This window comes from Streptomyces sp. Act143 (assembly GCF_003143935.1).
GTDB lineage: Bacteria > Actinomycetota > Actinomycetes > Streptomycetales > Streptomycetaceae > Streptomyces.
In genome coordinates, this window is record NZ_QFRX01000001.1 from 9,239,284 (window position 1) to 9,258,082 (window position 18,799).

General features: G+C 72.3%; 18 protein-coding genes and 2 pseudogenes. 9 read left to right on the top strand and 11 right to left on the bottom strand.

Annotated features, from left to right (window positions below; translation table 11 throughout):
• Positions 1-5 precede the first annotated feature (5 nt).
• The 5 genes from DI272_RS42275 to DI272_RS42295 form a co-directional block, all read right to left on the bottom strand.
• Positions 6-242, bottom strand: coding sequence for a DUF6213 family protein (locus DI272_RS42275; RefSeq protein ID WP_109500442.1), 237 nt, complete (start codon positions 240-242; stop codon positions 6-8).
• Between the two features lie 25 nt (positions 243-267).
• Positions 268-1,653 carry an NADP-dependent succinic semialdehyde dehydrogenase gene (locus DI272_RS42280; protein WP_109500443.1) on the bottom strand — a complete coding sequence of 462 codons (1,386 nt, stop codon included), beginning with the start codon at positions 1,651-1,653 and terminating at the stop codon, positions 268-270.
• Positions 1,654-1,720: 67 nt separating this feature from the next.
• Positions 1,721-2,182 (bottom strand): NUDIX domain-containing protein, encoded by a 462-nt coding sequence (locus DI272_RS42285; protein ID WP_109500444.1) that lies wholly within the window; start codon positions 2,180-2,182, stop codon positions 1,721-1,723.
• Positions 2,179-3,717 (bottom strand): ATP-dependent DNA ligase, encoded by a 1,539-nt coding sequence (locus tag DI272_RS42290; protein ID WP_109501321.1) that lies wholly within the window; start codon positions 3,715-3,717, stop codon positions 2,179-2,181. Before DI272_RS42290 ends, DI272_RS42285 begins: the two co-directional genes overlap by 4 nt.
• A 30-nt stretch (positions 3,718-3,747) precedes the next feature.
• A complete protein-coding gene (locus tag DI272_RS42295; protein WP_109500445.1) occupies positions 3,748-4,689 on the bottom strand; it encodes an NAD(P)/FAD-dependent oxidoreductase in 942 nt (313 codons plus the stop codon).
• A 64-nt stretch (positions 4,690-4,753) separates the two neighbouring features.
• On the opposite strand from DI272_RS42295, the gene DI272_RS42300 reads away from it, so the two are divergent.
• From DI272_RS42300 to DI272_RS42325, 6 genes are all read left to right on the top strand, one after another.
• A complete protein-coding gene (locus tag DI272_RS42300) occupies positions 4,754-5,335 on the top strand; it encodes a helix-turn-helix domain-containing protein (protein WP_109501322.1) in 582 nt (193 codons plus the stop codon).
• A gap of 86 nt (positions 5,336-5,421) precedes the next feature.
• On the top strand, positions 5,422-6,399 hold the full coding sequence (locus DI272_RS42305; RefSeq protein WP_109500446.1) for an NADPH:quinone oxidoreductase family protein: 978 nt from the start codon (positions 5,422-5,424) through the stop codon (positions 6,397-6,399).
• A complete protein-coding gene (locus DI272_RS42310; protein ID WP_109500447.1) occupies positions 6,396-7,580 on the top strand; it encodes an acyl-CoA dehydrogenase family protein in 1,185 nt (394 codons plus the stop codon). Before DI272_RS42305 ends, DI272_RS42310 begins: the two co-directional genes overlap by 4 nt.
• The gene (locus DI272_RS42315) at positions 7,577-8,650 is read left to right on the top strand and encodes an acyl-CoA dehydrogenase family protein (RefSeq protein ID WP_109500448.1); all 1,074 of its coding nucleotides are present in this window, start codon (positions 7,577-7,579) and stop codon (positions 8,648-8,650) included. Before DI272_RS42310 ends, DI272_RS42315 begins: the two co-directional genes overlap by 4 nt.
• Positions 8,651-8,822: 172 nt before the next feature.
• Positions 8,823-9,680: a phosphatidylinositol-specific phospholipase C/glycerophosphodiester phosphodiesterase family protein gene (locus DI272_RS42320; RefSeq protein ID WP_109500449.1), complete on the top strand. Its 858-nt coding sequence runs from the start codon at positions 8,823-8,825 to the stop codon at positions 9,678-9,680.
• Between the two features lie 118 nt (positions 9,681-9,798).
• On the top strand, positions 9,799-9,993 hold the full coding sequence (locus DI272_RS42325) for a hypothetical protein (protein WP_059198368.1): 195 nt from the start codon (positions 9,799-9,801) through the stop codon (positions 9,991-9,993).
• A 3-nt stretch (positions 9,994-9,996) separates the two neighbouring features.
• On the opposite strand, the gene DI272_RS42330 is transcribed toward DI272_RS42325, so the two are convergent.
• The 3 genes from DI272_RS42330 to DI272_RS42340 all read right to left on the bottom strand — a co-directional run bounded on the left by DI272_RS42330 (position 9,997) and on the right by DI272_RS42340 (position 13,275).
• Entirely contained in the window at positions 9,997-11,184 is a 1,188-nt protein-coding gene (locus tag DI272_RS42330) for a phosphodiester glycosidase family protein (RefSeq protein ID WP_109500450.1), read from the bottom strand.
• A gap of 144 nt (positions 11,185-11,328) precedes the next feature.
• Positions 11,329-11,688, bottom strand: coding sequence for a DUF779 domain-containing protein (locus DI272_RS42335; RefSeq protein ID WP_109501323.1), 360 nt, complete (start codon positions 11,686-11,688; stop codon positions 11,329-11,331).
• Positions 11,689-11,928: 240 nt separating this feature from the next.
• Positions 11,929-13,275 (bottom strand): YhgE/Pip domain-containing protein, encoded by a 1,347-nt coding sequence (locus DI272_RS42340; protein WP_109500451.1) that lies wholly within the window; start codon positions 13,273-13,275, stop codon positions 11,929-11,931.
• 410 nt (positions 13,276-13,685) lie between these two features.
• Here DI272_RS42340 and DI272_RS42345 point away from each other — a divergent pair, with 410 nt between their 5' ends.
• The 3 genes and pseudogenes from DI272_RS42345 to DI272_RS45800 form a co-directional block, all read left to right on the top strand.
• Positions 13,686-13,964, top strand: coding sequence for a metal-sensitive transcriptional regulator (locus DI272_RS42345; RefSeq protein WP_097260934.1), 279 nt, complete (start codon positions 13,686-13,688; stop codon positions 13,962-13,964).
• A gap of 98 nt (positions 13,965-14,062) precedes the next feature.
• Positions 14,063-14,851 (top strand): SAM-dependent methyltransferase, encoded by a 789-nt coding sequence (locus DI272_RS42350; protein WP_109501324.1) that lies wholly within the window; start codon positions 14,063-14,065, stop codon positions 14,849-14,851.
• A gap of 20 nt (positions 14,852-14,871) precedes the next feature.
• A pseudogene (locus DI272_RS45800) lies at positions 14,872-14,982 on the top strand (sugar phosphate isomerase/epimerase); the annotation flags it as partial.
• 1 nt (position 14,983) lies between these two features.
• Here the strand turns inward: DI272_RS45800 and DI272_RS42360 are convergent.
• The 3 genes and pseudogenes from DI272_RS42360 to DI272_RS42370 all read right to left on the bottom strand — a co-directional run.
• Positions 14,984-15,178, bottom strand: a pseudogene (locus tag DI272_RS42360) (hypothetical protein); the annotation flags it as partial.
• A 22-nt stretch (positions 15,179-15,200) separates the two neighbouring features.
• Positions 15,201-16,505: an MFS transporter gene (locus tag DI272_RS42365; RefSeq protein WP_109500452.1), complete on the bottom strand. Its 1,305-nt coding sequence runs from the start codon at positions 16,503-16,505 to the stop codon at positions 15,201-15,203.
• A gap of 274 nt (positions 16,506-16,779) precedes the next feature.
• Positions 16,780-18,756 (bottom strand): nitrate- and nitrite sensing domain-containing protein, encoded by a 1,977-nt coding sequence (locus DI272_RS42370; RefSeq protein WP_109501325.1) that lies wholly within the window; start codon positions 18,754-18,756, stop codon positions 16,780-16,782.
• Between the last annotated feature and the right edge of the window lie 43 nt (positions 18,757-18,799).

Consider the following 18,799-nt stretch of genomic DNA (forward strand, 5'->3'; position numbering starts at 1 on the left):
GACCGTTACGACGCGCTCCCGCTACTGTGCGCGATGCAGGCCACATCGATACGATCCGCCAGCTTGGCCAGCTCAATGGTCAACGCGGCCACCGTGTCCTCGTCGAGGCCCTCCTCCCCGGCCTCGACAAGATGCAGCCACCGCCCCCCGACCGTACGCAACAGCTTGCTCACATCGGCCGCAGCCACCTGCAAGGTGCCCCGGTCGTCGACGATCAGCGGCAGAGTCACTTCACGGTTCACATCGGGGATGTTAGCCGCGCAAGCGTCACGCTCCGTGCCAAACCGTCGTGATGTTGCAGAACTCGCGGATTCCGTGCCCGGACAGCTCACGCCCGTACCCGGACCGCTTCACCCCGCCGAACGGGAACGCCGGATGGGACGCGGTCATCCCGTTGACGTACACCGCACCGGCTTCCAGATCCCGTACGAAACGGTCGACCTCGGCGTCGTCCCGGGTCCACACGTTCGAACTCAGGCCGAACGGCGAGTCGTTGGCGAGCAGCACCGCCTCGTCCAGGTCGTCCACCCGGTACAGCGTGGCCACCGGGCCGAAGGCCTCCTCGCGGTGGATGCGCATCTCGCGGGTGATGTCGGTGAGGACGGTCGGCCGGTAGTACCAGCCGTCGCCGTCGGGCCGTTCGCCGCCGCAGAGCACGCGGGCACCGCTGCGGGTGGCGTCGTCGACGAGCTCCTCCAGGTCCGCGCGTCCCTGCTCGCTCGACAGCGGGCCGACGTCCGTGTCCTCGTCCATCGGATCGCCGACCTTCAGGGTCTGCATGCCCCGCACGAACTTCTCGGCGAAGGCGTCGTACACGTCGGCGTGCACGATGAACCGTTTGGCGGCGATGCAGGACTGGCCGTTGTTCTGGACGCGCGCCGTCACGGCGATCTCGGCCGCGCGGTCGATGTCCGCGGACGGCATGACGACGTACGGGTCGCTGCCGCCGAGTTCGAGGACCGTCTTCTTCACCATGTCGCCGCAGGTGGCGGCGACCGAGCGGCCGGCGGGCTCACTGCCGGTGAGGGTGGCCGCCTTGACGCGCTCGTCCCGCAGGATCTCCTCGACCGCCCCGGAGCCGATGAGGAGGGTCTGGAAGACGCCCTCCGAGTAGCCCGCCTGGTGGAACAGGTCCTCCAGGAAGAGGGCGGTCTGGGGGACGTTCGAGGCGTGCTTGAGCAGGGCGACGTTGCCCGCCATCAGGGCAGGTGCGGCGAACCGGATGACCTGCCACAGGGGGAAGTTCCACGGCATCACCGCGAGCACCGGGCCCAGCGGGCGGTAGCGCACCCGGACGCGGGAGGCGCCGGACTCCTTCACGTCGGCGTCGGCGGGCTCCTCGTCGGCCAGCAGCGCCTCGGCGTTCTCGGCGTACCAGCGCATCGCCTTGGCGCACTTGGCGGCCTCGGCGCGGGCCTGCTTGATCGGCTTGCCCATCTCGGTGGTCATGACCCGGCCGATGTCCTGCTGGATCTCGTCGAGCAGACCGGCCGCCCGGTGCAGGAGTTTCGCGCGTTCGGCGAACGTCGTCGTCCGATAGGTGCGGAAGGTGGCCTCCGCGAGCTGGAGCCGGCGCTCGATCTCCTCGGCGCCCATGGCCTCGTACGTCTTGAGCGTCTCGCCGTTCGCCGGGTTCACCGTCGCGATGGGCATGACCGACCTCCTGGGGGAGCGGACCTGTGTTCCGACCTTCCCGCGCGGCGGGCCCCGCCGCAACGTGTCAGGGCGAGTGCTCCGCCAGGCGGTCGAGAAACGTGGCCTGCGCCTTGACGATCACGGTCCGCGCCCGGTCCAGGCCGAACCACTCCACCCGGTCCAGCTCGGGGAAGTCCTGCTGCTGCCCCGACTTCGGCGGCCACTCCATCCGGAAGGTGCCGGGAACGACGGTGGCGGGGTCGAGATCGGCCTCGATCGCCCAGACGGTGACGAGCTTGCCGTTGGACTGCCTGACCTCGCCGAGCGGTACGGCGTCCCCGTCCGGCGGCGGCAGCCCGAGCTCCTCCTGGAACTCCCGCCGGGCGGCCTCCCAGGCCGGCTCCTCGGCGGGCACGTACTCGCCCTTGGGGACGGTCCAGGCCCCGGCGTCGCGGCGGGCGAAGAACGGGCCGCCCATGTGGCCGAGCAGCACCTCGATGCCGTCGTCGGTGTGCCGGAACAGCAGCAGACCCGCGCTCGTCCTCACGGCTTCACCTCGGGATGCGCGGCCAGCAGCGTCTCCACCGTGTCCGCCTCCTCCGGCCGCTTGTCCTCGCGGTAGCGGACCACGCGGGCGAAGCGGAGGGTGACGCCGGCCGGATAGCGGGTGGAGCGCTGAAGGCCGTCGTAGGCGATCTCGACGACGAGTTCGGGGCGTACGGTCACCACGGAGCCGTCGGAGCCGGTGGCGAGTTCCTGGAGTCTCTCCGTCTGCCAGGTCAGCAGCGCGTCGGTCATGCCCTTGAAGGTCTTGCCGAGCATGGCGTACGAGCCGTCCGCCTGCCGGGCTCCGAGATGGAGGTTGGAGAGCTTGCCGGTGCGGCGGCCGTGACCCCACTCGGCGGCCAGGACGACCAGGTCGAGCGTGTGCACCGGCTTGACCTTCAGCCAGGACGCGCCGCGGCGGCCCGCGCTGTACGCGGCGTCGAGGGACTTCACCACCACCCCCTCGTGGCCGCGCTCCAGCGTCCGGGCGAGGAACGCCTCGGCCGCGCCGGCGTCCTCCGGCCCGGACGCCAGGGCCCGGCGGACCCGCATCGGCTCGGGGACGAGCCGGGCCAGTTCCGCGTGCCGTTCGGCGAAGGGCAGGTCCAGCAGGTCGCGGTCGTCGACGGACAGGGCGTCGAAGAACACGGGGGAGACGGGGACCTGCTCGGCGGCCGTGGCCACGTCCACGCGGGAGCCGACCCGCCCCGCCGTCTCCTGGAAGGAGCGGGGGCGCCCGGTCGCGTCGAAGGAGATGACCTCGCCGTCGAGGATGAAGCGCTTGCCCTGCAACGCCCGTGCGGCAGTGGTCAGTTCGGGCAGGCGGTCGGTGATGTCGTCGAGGGTGCGGGTGTAGACGCGAACGGTGTCGCCGTCCCGGTGCACCTGGACGCGGATGCCGTCGAGCTTCTCCTCGACCGCGCACGCGCCGAGCTTCTCGACCGCCTCGGCCACCGAGGAGGCGCTGTGCGCCAGCATGGGCAGGACCGGACGGCCGACGGTGAGGCGGAAGCGGTCGAGGGCCTCGGGGCCGTCCGCGAGCAGCGCCTCGGCGACCGTCTGGAGGGAGCCGGCGAGCATCACCGCCCGGCGGACGTCCGCGGGCGGGGCCTGGGTCGCCTGGGCGAGACCCTCGACGGCGACGGCGTCCAGGGCGCCCTGGCGCACCTCGCCGCTGAGCAGCCCCAGCAGGAAGCGCTGTTCGGTCTCGGTGGCCGCACCCATCAACTCGCCGACCAGCCTGACCCGTTCGGCCTGTGACCCGGCGCCCGACACCTTGCCGAGCTCGCTCAGGAGCGCGTCGACCTCGCGCACGGTGAGGTGCGGCTCGGCGGCCGGGGCGACCGGACGGCTCAGCACCTTCCAGCCCACCCCGAGCCGCCCCTGCGGCAGCCGTCCCGCGAGGTAGGGGATGACGACCGGCACGTCGGCCGGCTCGGCCTCCCGGAACAGCTCGGCGAGCAGCGCCGTCTTCTTCGAGCGCGCCGAGGTCGCGGCGACCTCCTGGGACACCTGGGCCAGCCGGGCAAGAAGCATGCAGCCCATGGTGCACCGGAGACGGCGGGTCTACACCTGGACGGCCGCGTCGAGGTCGGTCATGAGCAGCTCCCCGTTGATCGTGGCCCCGGCCCGGTAGCCGCCCGCCGCCGCGTTGATCACCTGCTCGGCGAAGCCCATCGCGTTGCCCACGGCCCACACGCCGGGGACCGTCGTCTGCCCGGTCGCGTCGACCACGGGGTACGCCCCGAACGGGGTCTCGTTCAGCTCGGCGCCGAGCTGAACGAGGAGGCCGTTCTGCGGGACGGCCCGGGGCGCGGTGAACAGCACCTCGCGCGCGTGCACCGAGCCGTCCGCCAGCCGCACGCCTGTCAGCCGGTCGTCCTCGACGCGCAGTCCCGCCACCTCGCCCGGCACCACCTTGACGCCCGCCGCCGCGAGCCTGCGCAGGTCCTCGTCCGACAGCTCCTCCGCCGCGACCGTGTGCAGGAAGAACGTCACGTCCTTCGACCACTGCGAGACCATGAGCGCCTGGTGCACGCTCAGCGGGGTCGTGGCCAGGACGCCGAAGGCCCGGTCGCGGACCTCCCAGCCGTGGCAGTACGGGCAGTGCAGCACGTCCCTGCCGAAACGCTCGGCGACGCCGGGGACCTCGGGGAGCTCGTCCTTGAGGCCGGTGGCGATCACCAGGCGGCGGGCCCGCAGGGTCCGGCCGCTCTCCAGCGTGACGCCGAAGCCCCGGGACACCTCGACCACCCGGTCCCGGACCAGTCCGACGCCGTACCGGGCGATCTCCTCGCGGCCGGTCGCCAGGAACTCGGCCGGGGACATGCCGTCCCGGGACAGATAACCCTGCAGGTGGGCGGAGGGCGCGTTGCGGTGCTCGCCGGCGTCGACGACGAGGGTGCGGCGGCGGGCCCGCCCCAGGACGAGGGCCGCGGACAGTCCGGCCGCGCCGCCGCCGATCACGATCACTTCGTGGGCGTCTGTCGTTTCGTGGGTGTCAGTCATGCCGACACGGTGGCTCCGCGGGTGCGGGATTGACAAACATCTTTGCTGATTCTGCAATATGGACATGACTACCGAAGACGTCGAAGGTGTTCTCGCGGACGTGGGCCCCCGGCTGCGCCGTGTCCGCAAGGAGCGCGAGGTGACGCTCGCCGCGCTGTCGGAGGCGACCGGCATCTCCGTGAGCACCCTGTCCCGGCTGGAGTCGGGGCTGCGCAAGCCCAGTCTGGAGCTGCTGCTGCCGATCGCGCAGGCCCACCAGGTGCCCCTGGACGAGCTGGTCGGGACGCCGCCGGTGGGGGACCCGCGGGTGCGGGCCGCGCCGCTGGTGCGGCACGGGCGGACGTACTGGCCGCTGACCCGGCAGCCGGGCGGCCTCCAGGCCTACAAGGTGCTGGTGCCGCAGCGGACCGAGGAGCCCGACCCGCGTACCCACGAGGGCTACGAGTGGTTGTACGTGCTGGCGGGGCGGCTGCGGGTGGTGCTCGGCGACCACGACGTGGTGATGAGCGCCGGGGAGGCGGCCGAGTTCGACACGCGGGTACCGCACTGGTTCGGGTCGACGGGGGAGGGGCCCGCAGAGTTCCTCAGTCTGTTCGGGCCGCAGGGCGAGCGGATGCACGTCCGGGCGAAGCCGAAGCGGTCGTGACGGACGCTACTGTTCCCTGAACGGCAAGCGACCGCTTAGTATGCGGCTGGTCCGGGTCGTACGACGCAGTCGCGTGGAGGCATCGCATGCAGGCATGGCAAGTGCACGAGAACGGCGAGCCGGGTGAGGTGATGCGCCTCGCGGACGTCGCGACGCCCACGCCCGGCGACGGCCAGGTCCTGCTGAAGGTGCGTGCCGCCAACATCAACTTCCCGGACGTGCTGATGTGCCGCGGCCACTACCAGGTCAGGCCGCCGCTGCCGTTCACGCCGGGCGTGGAGATCTGCGGCGAGACCGAGGACGGACGCCGGGTGCTCGCCAACCCCGCGCTGCCCTACGGCGGTTTCGCCGAGTACGCCGTCGCGGACGCCGCCGCCCTGCTGCCCGCGCCCGACTCGCTGGACGACGCCGAGGCCGCCGCGCTGCACATCGGCTACCAGACGGGCTGGTTCGGACTGCACCGGCGGGCGCACCTCGAGGCCGGTGAGACGCTGCTCGTGCACGCTGCCGCGGGTGGTGTCGGCAGCGCGGCCGTGCAGCTCGGCAAGGCGGCCGGAGCGACCGTGATCGGGGTCGTCGGCGGCGCCGACAAGGCCGCCGTGGCCCGGGAGCTGGGCTGCGACGTCGTCGTCGACCGGCGTGCCGAGGACGTCGTCGCCGCGGTGAAGGAGGCCACCGGCGGCCGGGGCGCCGACGTGATCTACGACCCGGTCGGCGGCGACGCCTACACGCAGTCCACGAAGGTCGTCGCCTTCGAGGGCCGGATCGTGGTCGTCGGTTTCGCGAGCGGGACCATCCCCAGCCCGGGCCTCAACCACGCCCTGGTGAAGAACTACTCGATCCTCGGCCTGCACTGGGGCCTGTACAACACCAAGAACCCGAAGCTGGTCCAGCACTGCCACGAGCAGCTCACCGAACTCGCCGCCCGGGGCGCGATCAAGCCGCTGGTGAGCGAGCGCGTGCCGCTGGCGGAGGCCGCGGCCGCGGTGCAGCGCGTCGGCGACGGCGTCACCACCGGCCGGGTCGCCGTAGTCCCCTCTCTCGGCAAGGGAGCCGCCGCATGACCGACGCAGCCGAACTCAAGCGCCGCACCGCGGAGTTGCTGGCCGCCCACCCGCCGGCCACGACCGAGCGCCTGGACTTCCTGCGGGCCCGCTTCGACGCCGGCCTGGCGTGGGTGCACTACCCGGAGGGCCTCGGCGGGCTCGGTGCCGCACGGTCCCTCCAGCCCGTCGTGGACGCCGAGCTGGAGGCCGCGGGCGCCCCCGACAACGCCCCCCGGCGCAACGGCATCGGCCTCGGCATGGCCGCGCCGACCATCCTCAAGTACGGCACCGAGGAGCAGAAGCAGCGCTATCTGCGGCCCCTGTGGACCGGCGAGGAGGTCTGGTGCCAGCTCTTCAGCGAGCCCGGCGCCGGCTCCGACCTGGCCGCGCTCGGCACCCGTGCCGTCCGGGAGGGCGACGGCGACTGGGTGGTCAACGGGCAGAAGGTGTGGACCTCCAGCGCCCACAACGCCCGCTGGGCCATCCTCATCGCCCGCACCGATCCGGACGTGCCCAAGCACGCCGGCATCACCTACTTCCTGTGCGACATGACCGACCCCGGCGTCGACGTCCGGCCGCTGCGCCAGATCACCGGCGAGGCCGAGTTCAACGAGGTCTTCCTCACCGACGTCCGCATCCCCGACGCCCGCCGCCTGGGGGACATCGGCGACGGCTGGAAGGTCGCGCAGACCACCCTCAACAACGAACGCGTCGCCATCGGCGGCATGCGCCTGCCCCGCGAGGGCGGCATGATCGGCCCGGTCTCGAAGACCTGGCGCGAGCGCCCGGAGCTGCGCACCCACGACCTGCACCAGCGGCTGCTGAAGCTGTGGGTGGAAGCCGAGGTCGCCCGCCTCACCGGCGAACGCCTGCGCCAGCAGCTCGTCGCCGGCCAGCCCGGCCCCGAGGGCGCAGGCATGAAGCTCGCCTTCGCCCGCCTCAACCAGGAGATCAGCGGCCTGGAGGTCGAACTCCGCGGCGAGGAGGGCCTGTTGTACGACGACTGGACCATGCGCCGACCCGAGCTGGTGGACTTCACCGGCCGCGACGCCGGCTACCGCTACCTGCGCTCCAAGGGCAACAGCATCGAGGGCGGGACCAGCGAGGTCCTGCTGAACATCGTCGCCGAGCGCGTCCTCGGGCTGCCGTCCGAGCCGCGCACCGACAAGGACGTCGCATGGAAGGACCTGGCCCGATGAGCGACCTGCTGTACTCCGAGGAGGAAGAGGCGCTCCGCTCCGCCGTACGGGAGCTGCTCGCCGACCACTGCGACGCCCCCGGCGTCATCGCCCGCACCGAGTCCGACACCCCGCACGACCTCGCCGCCTGGAAGGCGCTCACCGACGGCATGGGCCTCGCGGGCCTGCTGGTGCCGGAGGCGCAGGGCGGCCAGGGCGCCACGCACCGCGAAGCCGCCGTGGTCCTGGAGGAGCTGGGGCGCGCGGTCGCCCCGGTGCCGTACCTCACCAGTGCCGTCGTCGCCACCGAGGCCCTGCTGGCGACCGGGGACGAGCACCTGCTCGCCGAGCTGGCGGGGGGCCGGCGGATCGGCGCCCTCGCGGTCGGCCTGCACATCGCCACGGGCGGCGCGTACCAGGTCGTACGCCATGAAAGCGGGGCCCTGCACGGAGAGTTGACCGGCATCGCCGACGCGGCCGTGGCGGACGTGCTGCTCGTTCCCGCGGACGACGGCGGGCTGTACGCGGTGGACGCCGCCGACGCGACCGTCACCCCGCAGGTCTCCCTCGACCTGACCCGCCCCCTCGCGACCGTCACCCTGAACGGCGCCCCCGGGCGGCTCCTCGGCGACGCCGAACCGGCCGTACGCCGTGCCCTGCAGGCCGGGGCCGGGCTGCTCGCCTCCGAGCAACTCGGACTGGCCGACTGGGTGTTGACGGAGACGGTGCGCTATCTGAAGGACCGCAAACAGTTCAACCGTCCCGTCGGCGGCTTCCAGGCACTCAAGCACCGGCTCGCCCAGCTGTGGCTGGAGGTCGTCAACCTCCGCGCCGCCGCCCGCAACGCGGCCGACGCGCTCGCCACCGGCTCCGACGCCGAGGTGGCGGTCGCCGTCGCACAGGCCTACGCGGCACCCGTCGCCGTGCACGCCGCCGAGGAGGCGCTGCAACTGCACGCCGGTATCGGCATGACGTGGGAGCACCCGGTCCACCTGTACCTCAAGCGGGCCAAGGCCGACTCGATCGCGTACGGCACCGCGGGCGCCCACCGCGCGGCGCTGGCCGAACTCGTGGACCTGCAAGCCCCCTGACGTTCACCGGACAAAGCCCGCCCCACCTGGGGCGGGCTTTTCCGTGCGCCCCGCGCGGAGACGGTGAACACACAGCGGCAGTCCGGCCAACTCCTGTCACGAGCATGCCTTTTGAGGGCGCTGTGACCGCATACTCGCCCATGTCTCGTACCGCCCCAAAGGGAGGCAGAGCATGGCCCTCACCACCCGTCGCAGAGCCCTCACCACCATCGGCGCCGCCCTCGCGGGCGCGGTCGCACTGCCCGCCGCGCAGGCCCTCGCGGGCGAACAGAAGCACCGGCCGCGGCCGTTGTGGCGGGCCCACGCCCACAACGACTACGAGCATCCCCGGCCGCTGTTCGACGCCCTCGACCACCGCTTCGGCAGCGTCGAGGCCGACATCTTCCTCGTCGGCGACCAGCTCCTCATCGGCCACACCGTGGACGACCTGGACCCGGCCCGCACCCTGGAGTCCCTCTACCTGGACCCGCTCGCCGCCCGCGTGAAAACCAACCACGGCTCGGTGTACCGGGGGTGGCGCAGGCCGCTGCAACTGCTCATCGACATCAAGACCGAGGGTGCCTCCACCTACGCGGAGCTGGACCGCCGGCTCCGGCGCCACAGGCACCTGTTCACCACGTACGCCCACGGCCGGGTGTTCCCCGGGCCCGTCACCGCCGTCATCTCCGGTGACCGAGCGGCCCGTACGCCCATGGAGACGCAGACCGTACGGCGCGCCTTCTACGACGGCCGCCTCAGCGACCTCGGTTCCTCCGCGCCCGCCTCCCTCATCTCGCTGATCAGCGACAACTGGACGCTCAACTTCACCTGGCAGGGAGCCGGCGCCTTCCCCGAGACCGAGCGGCAGAAGCTGCACGGCATCGTCAGCACCGCCCACGCGCGCGGACAGCAGGTGCGCTTCTGGGCCACCCCCGACGTGGCCGGGCCCGCCCGCGACGCACTGTGGGGCGAACTCCTCGCCGCCGGGGTCGACTACCTCAACACCGATGACCTGGCGGGTCTGGAAGCCTTCCTGGACGCTCGCCCCTAGGGCCCGGACACCACTCGTTCGGCGGACAGGTCAGCCGCCCGGACGAACCCTCCGCTACGCCACACTTGCGGCCGAACGCCGTGAACCGGACGTGACGGCGTGGCGGAGGAGGTTGGCGATGGCGATTTCCATCTCAGTGGTGCTGCTGCTCCTGATCCTGGCGGTGATCTTCCTGCGCAACGGCGGGCTGAAGGTCTCCCACGCCCTGGTGTGCGCGCTGCTCGGCTTCTTTCTGGCCGGCACGAGCATCGCGCCCACCATCAGCAGCGGCCTGACGGCCACCGCGGACATCGTCAGCAGCCTCAGACCCTGAGCCTCAGCCGGTCGAGAAGACCCCGATGCCGTTCGGGACGGGGCGTTCCGCGCCGCCGGTGGGGTGGTTGCGGACCGTCACAGCGGTCCCGCCGGGCTCCCGGGCGACCAGCGTGGACGAGCCGCCGCCGTCCAGACTGAAGCCGTCGACGGCACCCAACCCCCGCAGGGTGGAAGCCACTTCGGCGATGGTCAGCCCGGTGCGGTAGGCCGGTGCCCCGTCCACCGCGAGCAGCAGCAGACGCCGGCCGTCGTCCGAGACACCCACGGCGGTGCGCACGGCCGAGGTCGTGGCGTCCAGGCCGGGCAGCGGCACCCCGCCGGTCAGAACCGGGTAGCCGCCGACGGCGAAGCGGTACGGGACCCGGCTCGTGGTCGCCGCCAGCCGCTGCCGTACCCGTACCGGTTCACCCAGGGACAGCTTGCGCAGCTCCTGCGCACCCTCCTCCCGGCCGACGACCACCGTCGTGCCGGCGGGGATGGCTCCGCTGCCCGGGGTGTCGGCGGTCGCCGCGACCCGGCCCCGGCGGAGCGTCACCTCGTAGGTGTCCGTGCTGCACGGGGCGGCCCGGTCGGTGTCGGTGCCGCAGGTGGCGCGCAGCCGGGAAGCGCTGCCCCAGGCGCTGGTGTAGGCGCCGATCGAACCCACCGGCAGGGCGTACTGGTTGAGCCCGGCCAGCGGCAGCCGGCCGGACCAGCTCCGCACGCTCCCGGTCAGCGTGAGGCCGTCGAGCCGTAGCCGCCGGTCGACACCCATGCCGAGCACGTCCCGTGTCGAGGTGCCGGGCGGCAGCGCCGGGCCGAACCGCTGGCCGTCCGGCACCGCCGCCTTGAGGGCGCGCCCGCTCGCGATCGCCGGTCCCACGCTCGCGCCGGTCGCCTCGACGCCGGGATGCTGGGTCTCGGTGATGTTGAAGAAGTCGCCGTTGACCCCCGCCACCGCGCCCTGGGCGTCGGCCAGTTGGGAGACCGGCGCCCGCGCGGCCACCGCGCCGGGGTACAGCAGGTCCAGGCGGACCTTCGGATCGCGCAGGTCGGCCCGGATCACGTGGATGTGCGTCGGACCCCTGGCCGCCTGGATGTCGTACTCCTCATAGGTGACACCCGACGCGATCCGTACGGCCCGGGCCTGCACGGCACCGGCCGGTGCCGCCCCCGTCAGGGCCGCACCGGCCAGCGCGCCGAATGCCATGAGAAGCGTCAGTACCCGTCTGCCCGTCCGGAACCCTCTCCGGCATCCACTCTGACGAAGCGTCACAGTTCCCCCTGAGGTCCCGTCAACTGTCCCAGGAACCACGGGGGACGCACCAGACGGCGACGGCCGTACGGGGGAGGGCTAAGGGGTGACCAGGCGTGAACGGATCAGGAAACGCACGCCCTCGGGCGCCTCCAGGGAGAAGCCGCTGCCGCGGCCCTCGACGACGTCCACGATGAGCCTGGTGTGGCTCCATGCCGCGTACTGGCTGCGGGACATCCAGAACGTCACCGGCTCCGCGACGCCCTCGACCTCCAACTCCGCGAGCAGTACGTCGGAGGCGCCGGTGCGGAACTCACCCTCCGGGTAGCACATCGGGGCGCTGCCGTCGCAGCAGCCGCCGGACTGGTGGAACATCAGCGGGCCGTGTGTCGCGCGCAGTCGGCGCAGCAGGTCGGCGGCGGCGGGGGTGAGTTCGACGCGCGGGGTCTCCTCGTCCATGCGCCCCAGCGCATCACGCGGGAGGTTGCGAGAAGGTTGCAGCCACGGGGCGCGCCTCAGCCGTCGGCTCCTGAACGGGCCGTTCGTGCCGACGTCGGGGGTGAGCAGGCCGAGCAACTGCTCGGCCACAGTGTCGTGTTCGAGGGGGAGCCCCATGCCGTGCCCGGTGGCGAGGGGACCGTGGCGACACGCCTGCGCAGATTCCGGCCAAGCGCGGCGCCCCGGTCGCGCCGCGGCCTGTTACGCGGGCTGCGGCGTCAGGCGTTTGTGGCCCTTGCGGTCGTAGTAGACGGTCATTGCGAAGCCGAACAGCAGCCCCACGACGGCGCCGATCGCGATCATCAGCCAGGAGCGGCTCAGGCCCGCGTCCCCACGCGCGTCGAAGTAGAGGATCGCGCGGACGCCGTCGCTGAGCTGTCGCATGGGCTCGAAGTGGGACAGGAAGCGGTAGAAGCCGGGGACCGCCTGGAGCGGGACGGTGGCGCCCGAGGACGGCAGGCCCAGGACGATGAACACGAACATGGAGACCAGCTGGCCGATGCCGCCGAACGCGGCGTTGATGGCCTGCACACCGATGCCGACGGCCAGCGCGGCGCAGTACGAGTAGATCCACAGCAGCGGCAGATGGGTCGCGTCCATGTTCAGGAAGGCGACGCACGCCAGCATCACCAGGGACGCGGTGATCAGGGTGATGACCGCGGTCATCGCCATCTTCAGCAGCAGCGTCTGGGTGCGGTTGATCGGCACCGTGGGCAGCCGGGTGTGCCAGGGGCCGATCTCGTTGTCGGCGTAGCCGAGCGAGGTGTCGACGCCGTTGCTGATGACGTTGGCGCCCATGAATCCGGCCAGCACCAGCAGCAGCGTGTAGTAGAACGCGGTCAGCCCGAGGCCGCTGCGGCTGCCGAGGGGGTGGCCGACCTGGGTGGCGACGGTCACCGGGTCGGCGAGCAGCAGCCTGTCGGTGGCGGTCGCCCGGGGAGCCGCCTGGACCAGCTGCCTGCCGATGGTCTGCGAGGCCTGATGCGCCGCCTGGGTGGTGATCTGACTGGCGAGGGACGAGCCGAGGCTGCCCTTGCCGGGGTTGGTCAGCACGGTGATCGTCGGCCGTTCGGCGGCGCCGGTCGTGGTGAGCGCGGCGACGGAGGCGGTGAAGTCGGGCGGGATGACGAGCGCGCCGTAGACCTTGCCCGAGTCGAGCTCGTCCTGGGCCTCGGCCCGGCTCAGCCGCCGCCACTCGGCCTTGTCGCTCGACGTGTCCGCGAGGATCGACCGGGCGATCTGCGTGCCCAGGTTCTGCCGCTGCCCGGGCAGCGGCTTGCCCGTGTCGCCGTTGACCAGCGCGATCGGCAGATTCTTGAGGTCGCCCTGCGGATTGACGATGCCGCCCATGTAGAGCAAGGACAGCAGCAGGGCGAGCAGTCCGCTCAGGATGGTGGGCAGCACCCACAGCTTGGGGTGGCGCACCAGAGTGGCGGCACGGGCCTGTGGAGCGGCGGGGGCATCGGGAGGGGCCGGGGCTGGGGAGGCGGCGGGGGCCGGATCCCGGGGGTCGGCCGGGGCGGGGTCCTGGGGGTCGGCGTCGGTCATGGCTCTCCGTCGGGTCGCGGCGAAGCGGTGCCCTTCAGTGGTACGCGACGACGGCCCCGGCCGCACCCAGACGGCCGGGGGCGGGGGCCGGATTCACCCCCGCGTCCGTGGCCCTGTCCGGCGGCCCACCCCGCCAGGCGCAGCGGCGTCTCCCCGAACGGCACCGCGTCCGCGTCCGGCCGGTGGTGCGAAAGCTTGGCCAGGAGCATCGCCATCCCGTAGCGGTCGGTCACGGCGCGGAGGAGCAGGCCCGCGTGGCGGCCCAGCGGCCAGGGTGTGCGCGACCCCGCCGGGCGGGGGCACGGCGACGGGGGCACGGCGACGGGGGTGGGCGTGGAACAGAACCCTTCGATGAGGTGTTGTACCCCCACGGGTAAGATACCCATGGGGGTATAGAGGAGGAGAAAAGCGTGCAACTCGACATGTCCGCCGAGGAGCTGAAGTCGGCGCTCAACCGGCTGCGCCGGGCTCAGGGCCAGCTGGCCGGAGTCATCCGCATGATCGAGGAGGGCCGCGACTGCGAGGACGTCGTCACCCAGCTCGCGGCGGTCTCCCGGGCTCTGGACCGGGCCGGGTTCTCGATCATCGCGACCGGCCTGGAGCAGTGCATGACGAGCGAGGACCCGGAGGTGCGGGACTCCGCGCAGATGCGGTCCCGCCTGGAGAAGCTCTTCCTCTCGCTGGCCTAGGCCCGTCCGGGGACTGCCGACCGTCCAGCCAACTCGATCTCCTTGCGCAGAAGTTGATGTGTGAAACTGTCGTCAGCCGATCACTTATGGAGTGCAACGTGACGCAGGACGGCAACGTCGAGGAGATCGACACCAGCAGGCCGCACCCCGCCCGGATCTACGACTACCTGCTGGGCGGCAAGGACCACTACGAGGTGGACCAGGAGGCGGGGGACCGACTGGTCTCCGTCGCGCCCGAGGCACGGATCGGGGTCCGCGCCAACCGTGCTTTCCTGCGGCGTGCGGTCCAGTACGTCGTCGGCAGCGGCGTCCGTCAGATCCTCGACATCGGCACCGGGCTGCCCACCTCGCCGAACGTGCACGAGATCGCCCAAGCGGCGGCCCCTGACGTGCGCGTCGCCTATGTCGACAACGACCCGATCGTGAAGGCGCACGGCGACGCGCTGCTCAGCCGCGCGGGCTCCACCAGCATCGTGCTGGCCGACCTGCGCGACCCGCAGAGCGTCGTGGACCACCCCGAAGTGCGCCGGATCATCGACTTCGACGAACCGGTGGCCCTGCTCCTGGTCGCGATCCTGCACTTCGTCACCGAGGCGGAGAAGCCCGCCGAGATCGTCGCTGCCCTGCGCGACGCGCTCCCGGCCGGCAGCTTCCTGGTGCTCTCCCACGCCACCAGCGATTTCGCGGAGCGCAGCGACGCCCAGGCCGTCTACAACAACGCGACCGCCAGCATGAACCTGCGCACCCGCGCCGAGGTCGAGCGGTTCTTCGACGGCTTCGACCTCGTCGAGCCCGGCCTGGCCCAGGTCCCGTTCTGGCGCCCGGACACCCCGCCGACGGCCGGGGCCGAGCAGATCGGCTTCTACGGCGGAGTCGGCCGGAAGTGAAGACGCGGGCCGCGGCGACGGGTTCCTCCGGGCTGCGCCACATCCTCAACCCGCCCGGCACCACGGCCCGTAGCCGCCGGCACCTGGACATCGGCCAGGGCGAGGCCGCCCGGGACGCGTTCCTCGGCACGTGGCCTCGCTCTCGGCGGCCCGCTCCGGGCGGCGGCCGTCGAACTCGCTGTTCATCAGGTTGAACTCGCGGTTCATCAGCGGGCATTCGAGGTCGGAGTTGATCTCGATCGTCCGCCTCCAGTAGCGGACGGCCGTCTGCCGCTCGGTCTTGTCCGGCGACGACCACGTGTACAGCGGCAGCACCGAGGACGACCGCTTGACGCGAGGGGAAGGACGCTCACCGCGTGCGGGCCCGTCCGGGCAGCGTCCCGAGCCCTACGCCGACCACAGCCGCGGCGCCTCCCAGAAGGCCCACCGCACCCGCGAGGCTCCCCACCACGGCCTCCCCGCCCAGCAGCACCAGCGGACAGACGAACTCCCCGCCGAAGAACGCCGTCATCCACAACCCCGTCCCGCGCCCCCGGTCCTCGAACGCCAGCCGGGACATCGCGGTCGTCAGCAGGGCCGGCAGCAGCATCCCCGTACCCACGCAGTTGATCACCGCCCCGACGACCAGCAGCGCCGCGTTCCCCGCCATGGCCATCACCCCGAAGCCGGCCGCGCACACCATCAGCACCACCGGCAGCAGCGGGTCGGGCACACGCCTCAGCCGCGCGAAGGCGACCGCCCCGCCCACGGTCGCCGCGCTGGCGACAGCGGTGGCTGCCCCGATCACACCGGAGTCCGTCACCCCGAGGTCGTCGAGGAGGTACGACATCTCGACCGGCACGGTGTAGAACACCATCGCCCCGAAGAAGGTGAGCGTGCAGACGCCGCCCAACTGCCGCCAGGGGAAGGGTCGTCGGGCCTGGACAGCGCCCGAGCCGTCAGCCGCCGACGCATCAGCCGTAGACCTGTCAGCCGCCTGCGCCGCCCGTACCGCCGCCGGCGCCGCCCGTACCGCCGCCGGTGCGGGCAGTACCGCCGCCATCAGCGGTGCGAGCAGCAGACTCACGGCGTACACCCAGAACGGCACCCGCCAGCCCGCCGCTCCGGCCGCCCCGCCGAGCACGAAGAAGACGGTGGCCGACGCGGAGGCGCACATGGTCTGGAGCGCGAGGTACCGCACGCGCTGCCGCCCGCTGTAGTAGTCGCCGATCAGGGTGGTGCAGCACGTCATGATCGCGGCCTCGGCGACCCCGACCAGCGCCCGGCTCGCGATGATCGCGCCGAGGGACTCCAGCCACAGCGGGGCCGTACCGAACACGGCGTAGAGCACGGTCGCCACGATCAGCAGCCGTTTGCGGCCCAGCCGGTCCACGATGACGCCGGCGAACGGCGCGAGAAGCGCGAGCGCCAGTGCCGGAACGGTCAGCGCCAGCGGCACCAGGGCCTCGGCGCCGGGCACCGCCGCGAAGTGGTCCTGCATCTTCGGCAGCACCGGGGCGATGAGCACCGCCCCGAGGATCGGCAGACAGCTGCCCGCCATGAGCAGGGTCACGCGCAGCAGATGGGCCGGGCCCGCGACGGCGACAGGGGACGCGGGGGCGTCTTCCGTCACCGTGGGGGACGGGGACGGGTGCGGGGACACGGAACCGGGCATGGCGACTCCAGGACAGGTGCGGGAGCTGGGCATGCCGGGGGGAGCGCCGACGGCGCACGGCATGCGGGGGACGTCCGCCGGTGGCGGCTGCCGCACCTCTGCGGTCGGTCCGGACAGCGGCGTGCGGTGGGACGACTATGGGCGGCCGGGCCGGGCCGGCGCCATCCCTCCCGCGATCCGAATCCCGTATCCGGCTCATCCACCCGATGAATGGGTTCGCCCCGCCCCCCCCACACCCCTGCCCGTGGCGCTGAACGGTCGGAGTGCTGTCGTCTCAGAGGTTGCCGTAGGCGGGCGCCCCTTCGTCCGCCAGCGTGGTGTACGGCAGCATGACCAGCGCGATGGCGCCGTACTCCGCCCGGGCGGGTCGCAGCTGGACGCGGATGCCGTGCCGTTCGGCCAGTCGGCCGACCACGAAGAGGCCCATGCGCCGGGAGACCGCGGCGTCCACGGTCGGCGGGTCGGCGAGTTTGCGGTTGAGTTCGGCGAAGTCCTGCGGGGTCAGGCCGACCCCTTCGTCGTGGATCTCCACCATGGCGCGGCCGTCCGGGAGCCGGGCGGCGGTGACGCGTACCGGGCTGCGCGGGGAGGAGAACGCGGTCGCGTTCTCCAGCAGTTCGGCCAGCAGATGCACCAGGTCGGTCGCCGCCCGGCCGTGGACGAGCGTGTCGGGGATGCCGGAGATCTGGACCCGCTCGTACTGCTCGACCTCCGACGCCGCCGCCCGCACGGTGTCGATCAGCGGCATCGGCTGGTCCCACCGGTGCCGGGGTTCCTCCCCGGCGAGGACGAGCAGGTTCTCGCCGTTGCGGCGCATACGGGTCGCCAGATGGTCCAGGCGGAACAGGTTCTCCAGCTGGTCGGGGTCGGCCTCGTTCTTCTCCAGGTCGGTCAGCAGATGCAGCTGTCCCTCGACGAGTGCTTCCGACCGGCGTGCGAGGCTGGTGAAGATGGCGCTGACGTTGCCGCGCAACAGGGCCTGCTCCGCGGCGAGTTGGACCGCCTCGCGGTGGACCTGGTCGAAGGCCCGGGCGACCTCGCCGATCTCGTCCCTGGTGCCGATGGGGATGGGGGTGACCCGGGCGTTCACCGGATGCGGGCGCGGCTGCGACAACTTCTCGACCAGCGCGGGCATTTGCTGCTGGGCGATGTCCAGGGCGCCCGCGCGCAGCCGCCGCATGCTGCGGGTCATCGAGCGCGCGACCCACATGGCCAGCAGGAAGGCCAGGACGACCGCGGCGACGATCACCACGGAGTTGACGACCGCGTCCCGCCGGGCGTCGTCGGAGATCCCCTCGGCCTTGGCGAGCGCCGTGTCCGTCAGCTGTACCTCGACGCGGCGGTAGGCGTCGAAGGCGAGCGTCGAGGCGGTGAAGAACGACTCGGCGGTGATCCCCTCGGTCCGCAACTGCGCGGCCGTGGCGCCGGACGAGATCCGTTCGGTCATCTCCTCCAGCTTCGGCGGGGCGACGAACGGCTTCCCGGCGTCCGCGGCCTGCCGGGCCGCATCGGACGCGAGCGCCTCCCCCTTCTCCCGCGCGGCGGTCAGGGCCCGGTCGAGCCGGTCCATGTCCTCGTCGGTGCCGGCGCCGGCGAACTCCTGGAGCGCGACCTGCTGGAGGTAGGCATAGGAGCGGAACGTGGCGAGCTGGACGTCGAGTTCGCCGCCCGCCAGATCGCCGCGGTCCTGGACCAGGAGGCGCTGGCCGATGGCCCGGGTCAGCGACTCCGCGGCCTGGGTGAGGGACAGGGCGTACAGTGTACGGCCGAAGCTCGCCTGGTTGCTGCTGCCGAACCCCAGCTCGTTCGACAGCTCCATGAGGGGATGCTGGACCAGGTGGTACTTCTCCTCCGTCGTGACGCCGGGGAGCCTGGTCGTGAAGGCGTTCTCGCGCAGCTCCGTCAGCGCCTTCTCGCCGGTCCGGACGGCCGCGACGCGCTTGAGGAGGCGGGGCGACCGCGGCATGTCCGCCACCGCCGCGTCGAAGTCCTCGCGGTCCTGGTCGGTGATCGCGCGTGCCTTCGTGATCGCGCTGTCCGACCGCTTCCCCCGGAGCAGCGGGACCACCGACACGTCCCGCTCGTTGATGACGTCACTGGCGTACTTGTTGGCCGCCTGCACCAGCTGGGCGACCCGTACGGCGTCCTCGGCGTCCTGGAGCGTGTCGATCGAGCGCTTCACCCGGAGGGCGCCGAGGGACAGCGCGACGAGCACGGGGATGAGGAGGACGACGTACAGGCGCTTCGCCATGCGCCAGTTGCGCATGGATAACGCGGCCCGGCTTGCTGTGCTC

What these genes read in the sequence shown, in the direction of transcription:
- DI272_RS42370 (WP_109501325.1), bottom strand. Translation starts at nt 18,756, where the DNA reads ATGGCGAAGCGCCTGTACGTCGTCCTCCTCATCCCCGTGCTCGTCGCG.
- DI272_RS42290 (WP_109501321.1), bottom strand. Translation starts at nt 3,717, where the DNA reads ATGCTTCTTGCCCGGCTGGCCCAGGTGTCCCAGGAGGTCGCCGCGACC.
- DI272_RS42340 (WP_109500451.1), bottom strand. Translation starts at nt 13,275, where the DNA reads ATGACCGACGCCGACCCCCAGGACCCCGCCCCGGCCGACCCCCGGGAT.
- DI272_RS42365 (WP_109500452.1), bottom strand. Translation starts at nt 16,505, where the DNA reads ATGCCCGGTTCCGTGTCCCCGCACCCGTCCCCGTCCCCCACGGTGACG.
- DI272_RS42335 (WP_109501323.1), bottom strand. Translation starts at nt 11,688, where the DNA reads ATGGACGAGGAGACCCCGCGCGTCGAACTCACCCCCGCCGCCGCCGAC.
- DI272_RS42280 (WP_109500443.1), bottom strand. Translation starts at nt 1,653, where the DNA reads ATGCCCATCGCGACGGTGAACCCGGCGAACGGCGAGACGCTCAAGACG.
- DI272_RS42295 (WP_109500445.1), bottom strand. Translation starts at nt 4,689, where the DNA reads ATGACTGACACCCACGAAACGACAGACGCCCACGAAGTGATCGTGATC.
- DI272_RS42305 (WP_109500446.1), top strand. Translation starts at nt 5,422, where the DNA reads ATGCAGGCATGGCAAGTGCACGAGAACGGCGAGCCGGGTGAGGTGATG.
- DI272_RS42310 (WP_109500447.1), top strand. Translation starts at nt 6,396, where the DNA reads ATGACCGACGCAGCCGAACTCAAGCGCCGCACCGCGGAGTTGCTGGCC.
- DI272_RS42315 (WP_109500448.1), top strand. Translation starts at nt 7,577, where the DNA reads ATGAGCGACCTGCTGTACTCCGAGGAGGAAGAGGCGCTCCGCTCCGCC.
- DI272_RS42320 (WP_109500449.1), top strand. Translation starts at nt 8,823, where the DNA reads ATGGCCCTCACCACCCGTCGCAGAGCCCTCACCACCATCGGCGCCGCC.
- DI272_RS42325 (WP_059198368.1), top strand. Translation starts at nt 9,799, where the DNA reads ATGGCGATTTCCATCTCAGTGGTGCTGCTGCTCCTGATCCTGGCGGTG.
- DI272_RS42330 (WP_109500450.1), bottom strand. Translation starts at nt 11,184, where the DNA reads ATGGCATTCGGCGCGCTGGCCGGTGCGGCCCTGACGGGGGCGGCACCG.
- DI272_RS42300 (WP_109501322.1), top strand. Translation starts at nt 4,754, where the DNA reads ATGACTACCGAAGACGTCGAAGGTGTTCTCGCGGACGTGGGCCCCCGG.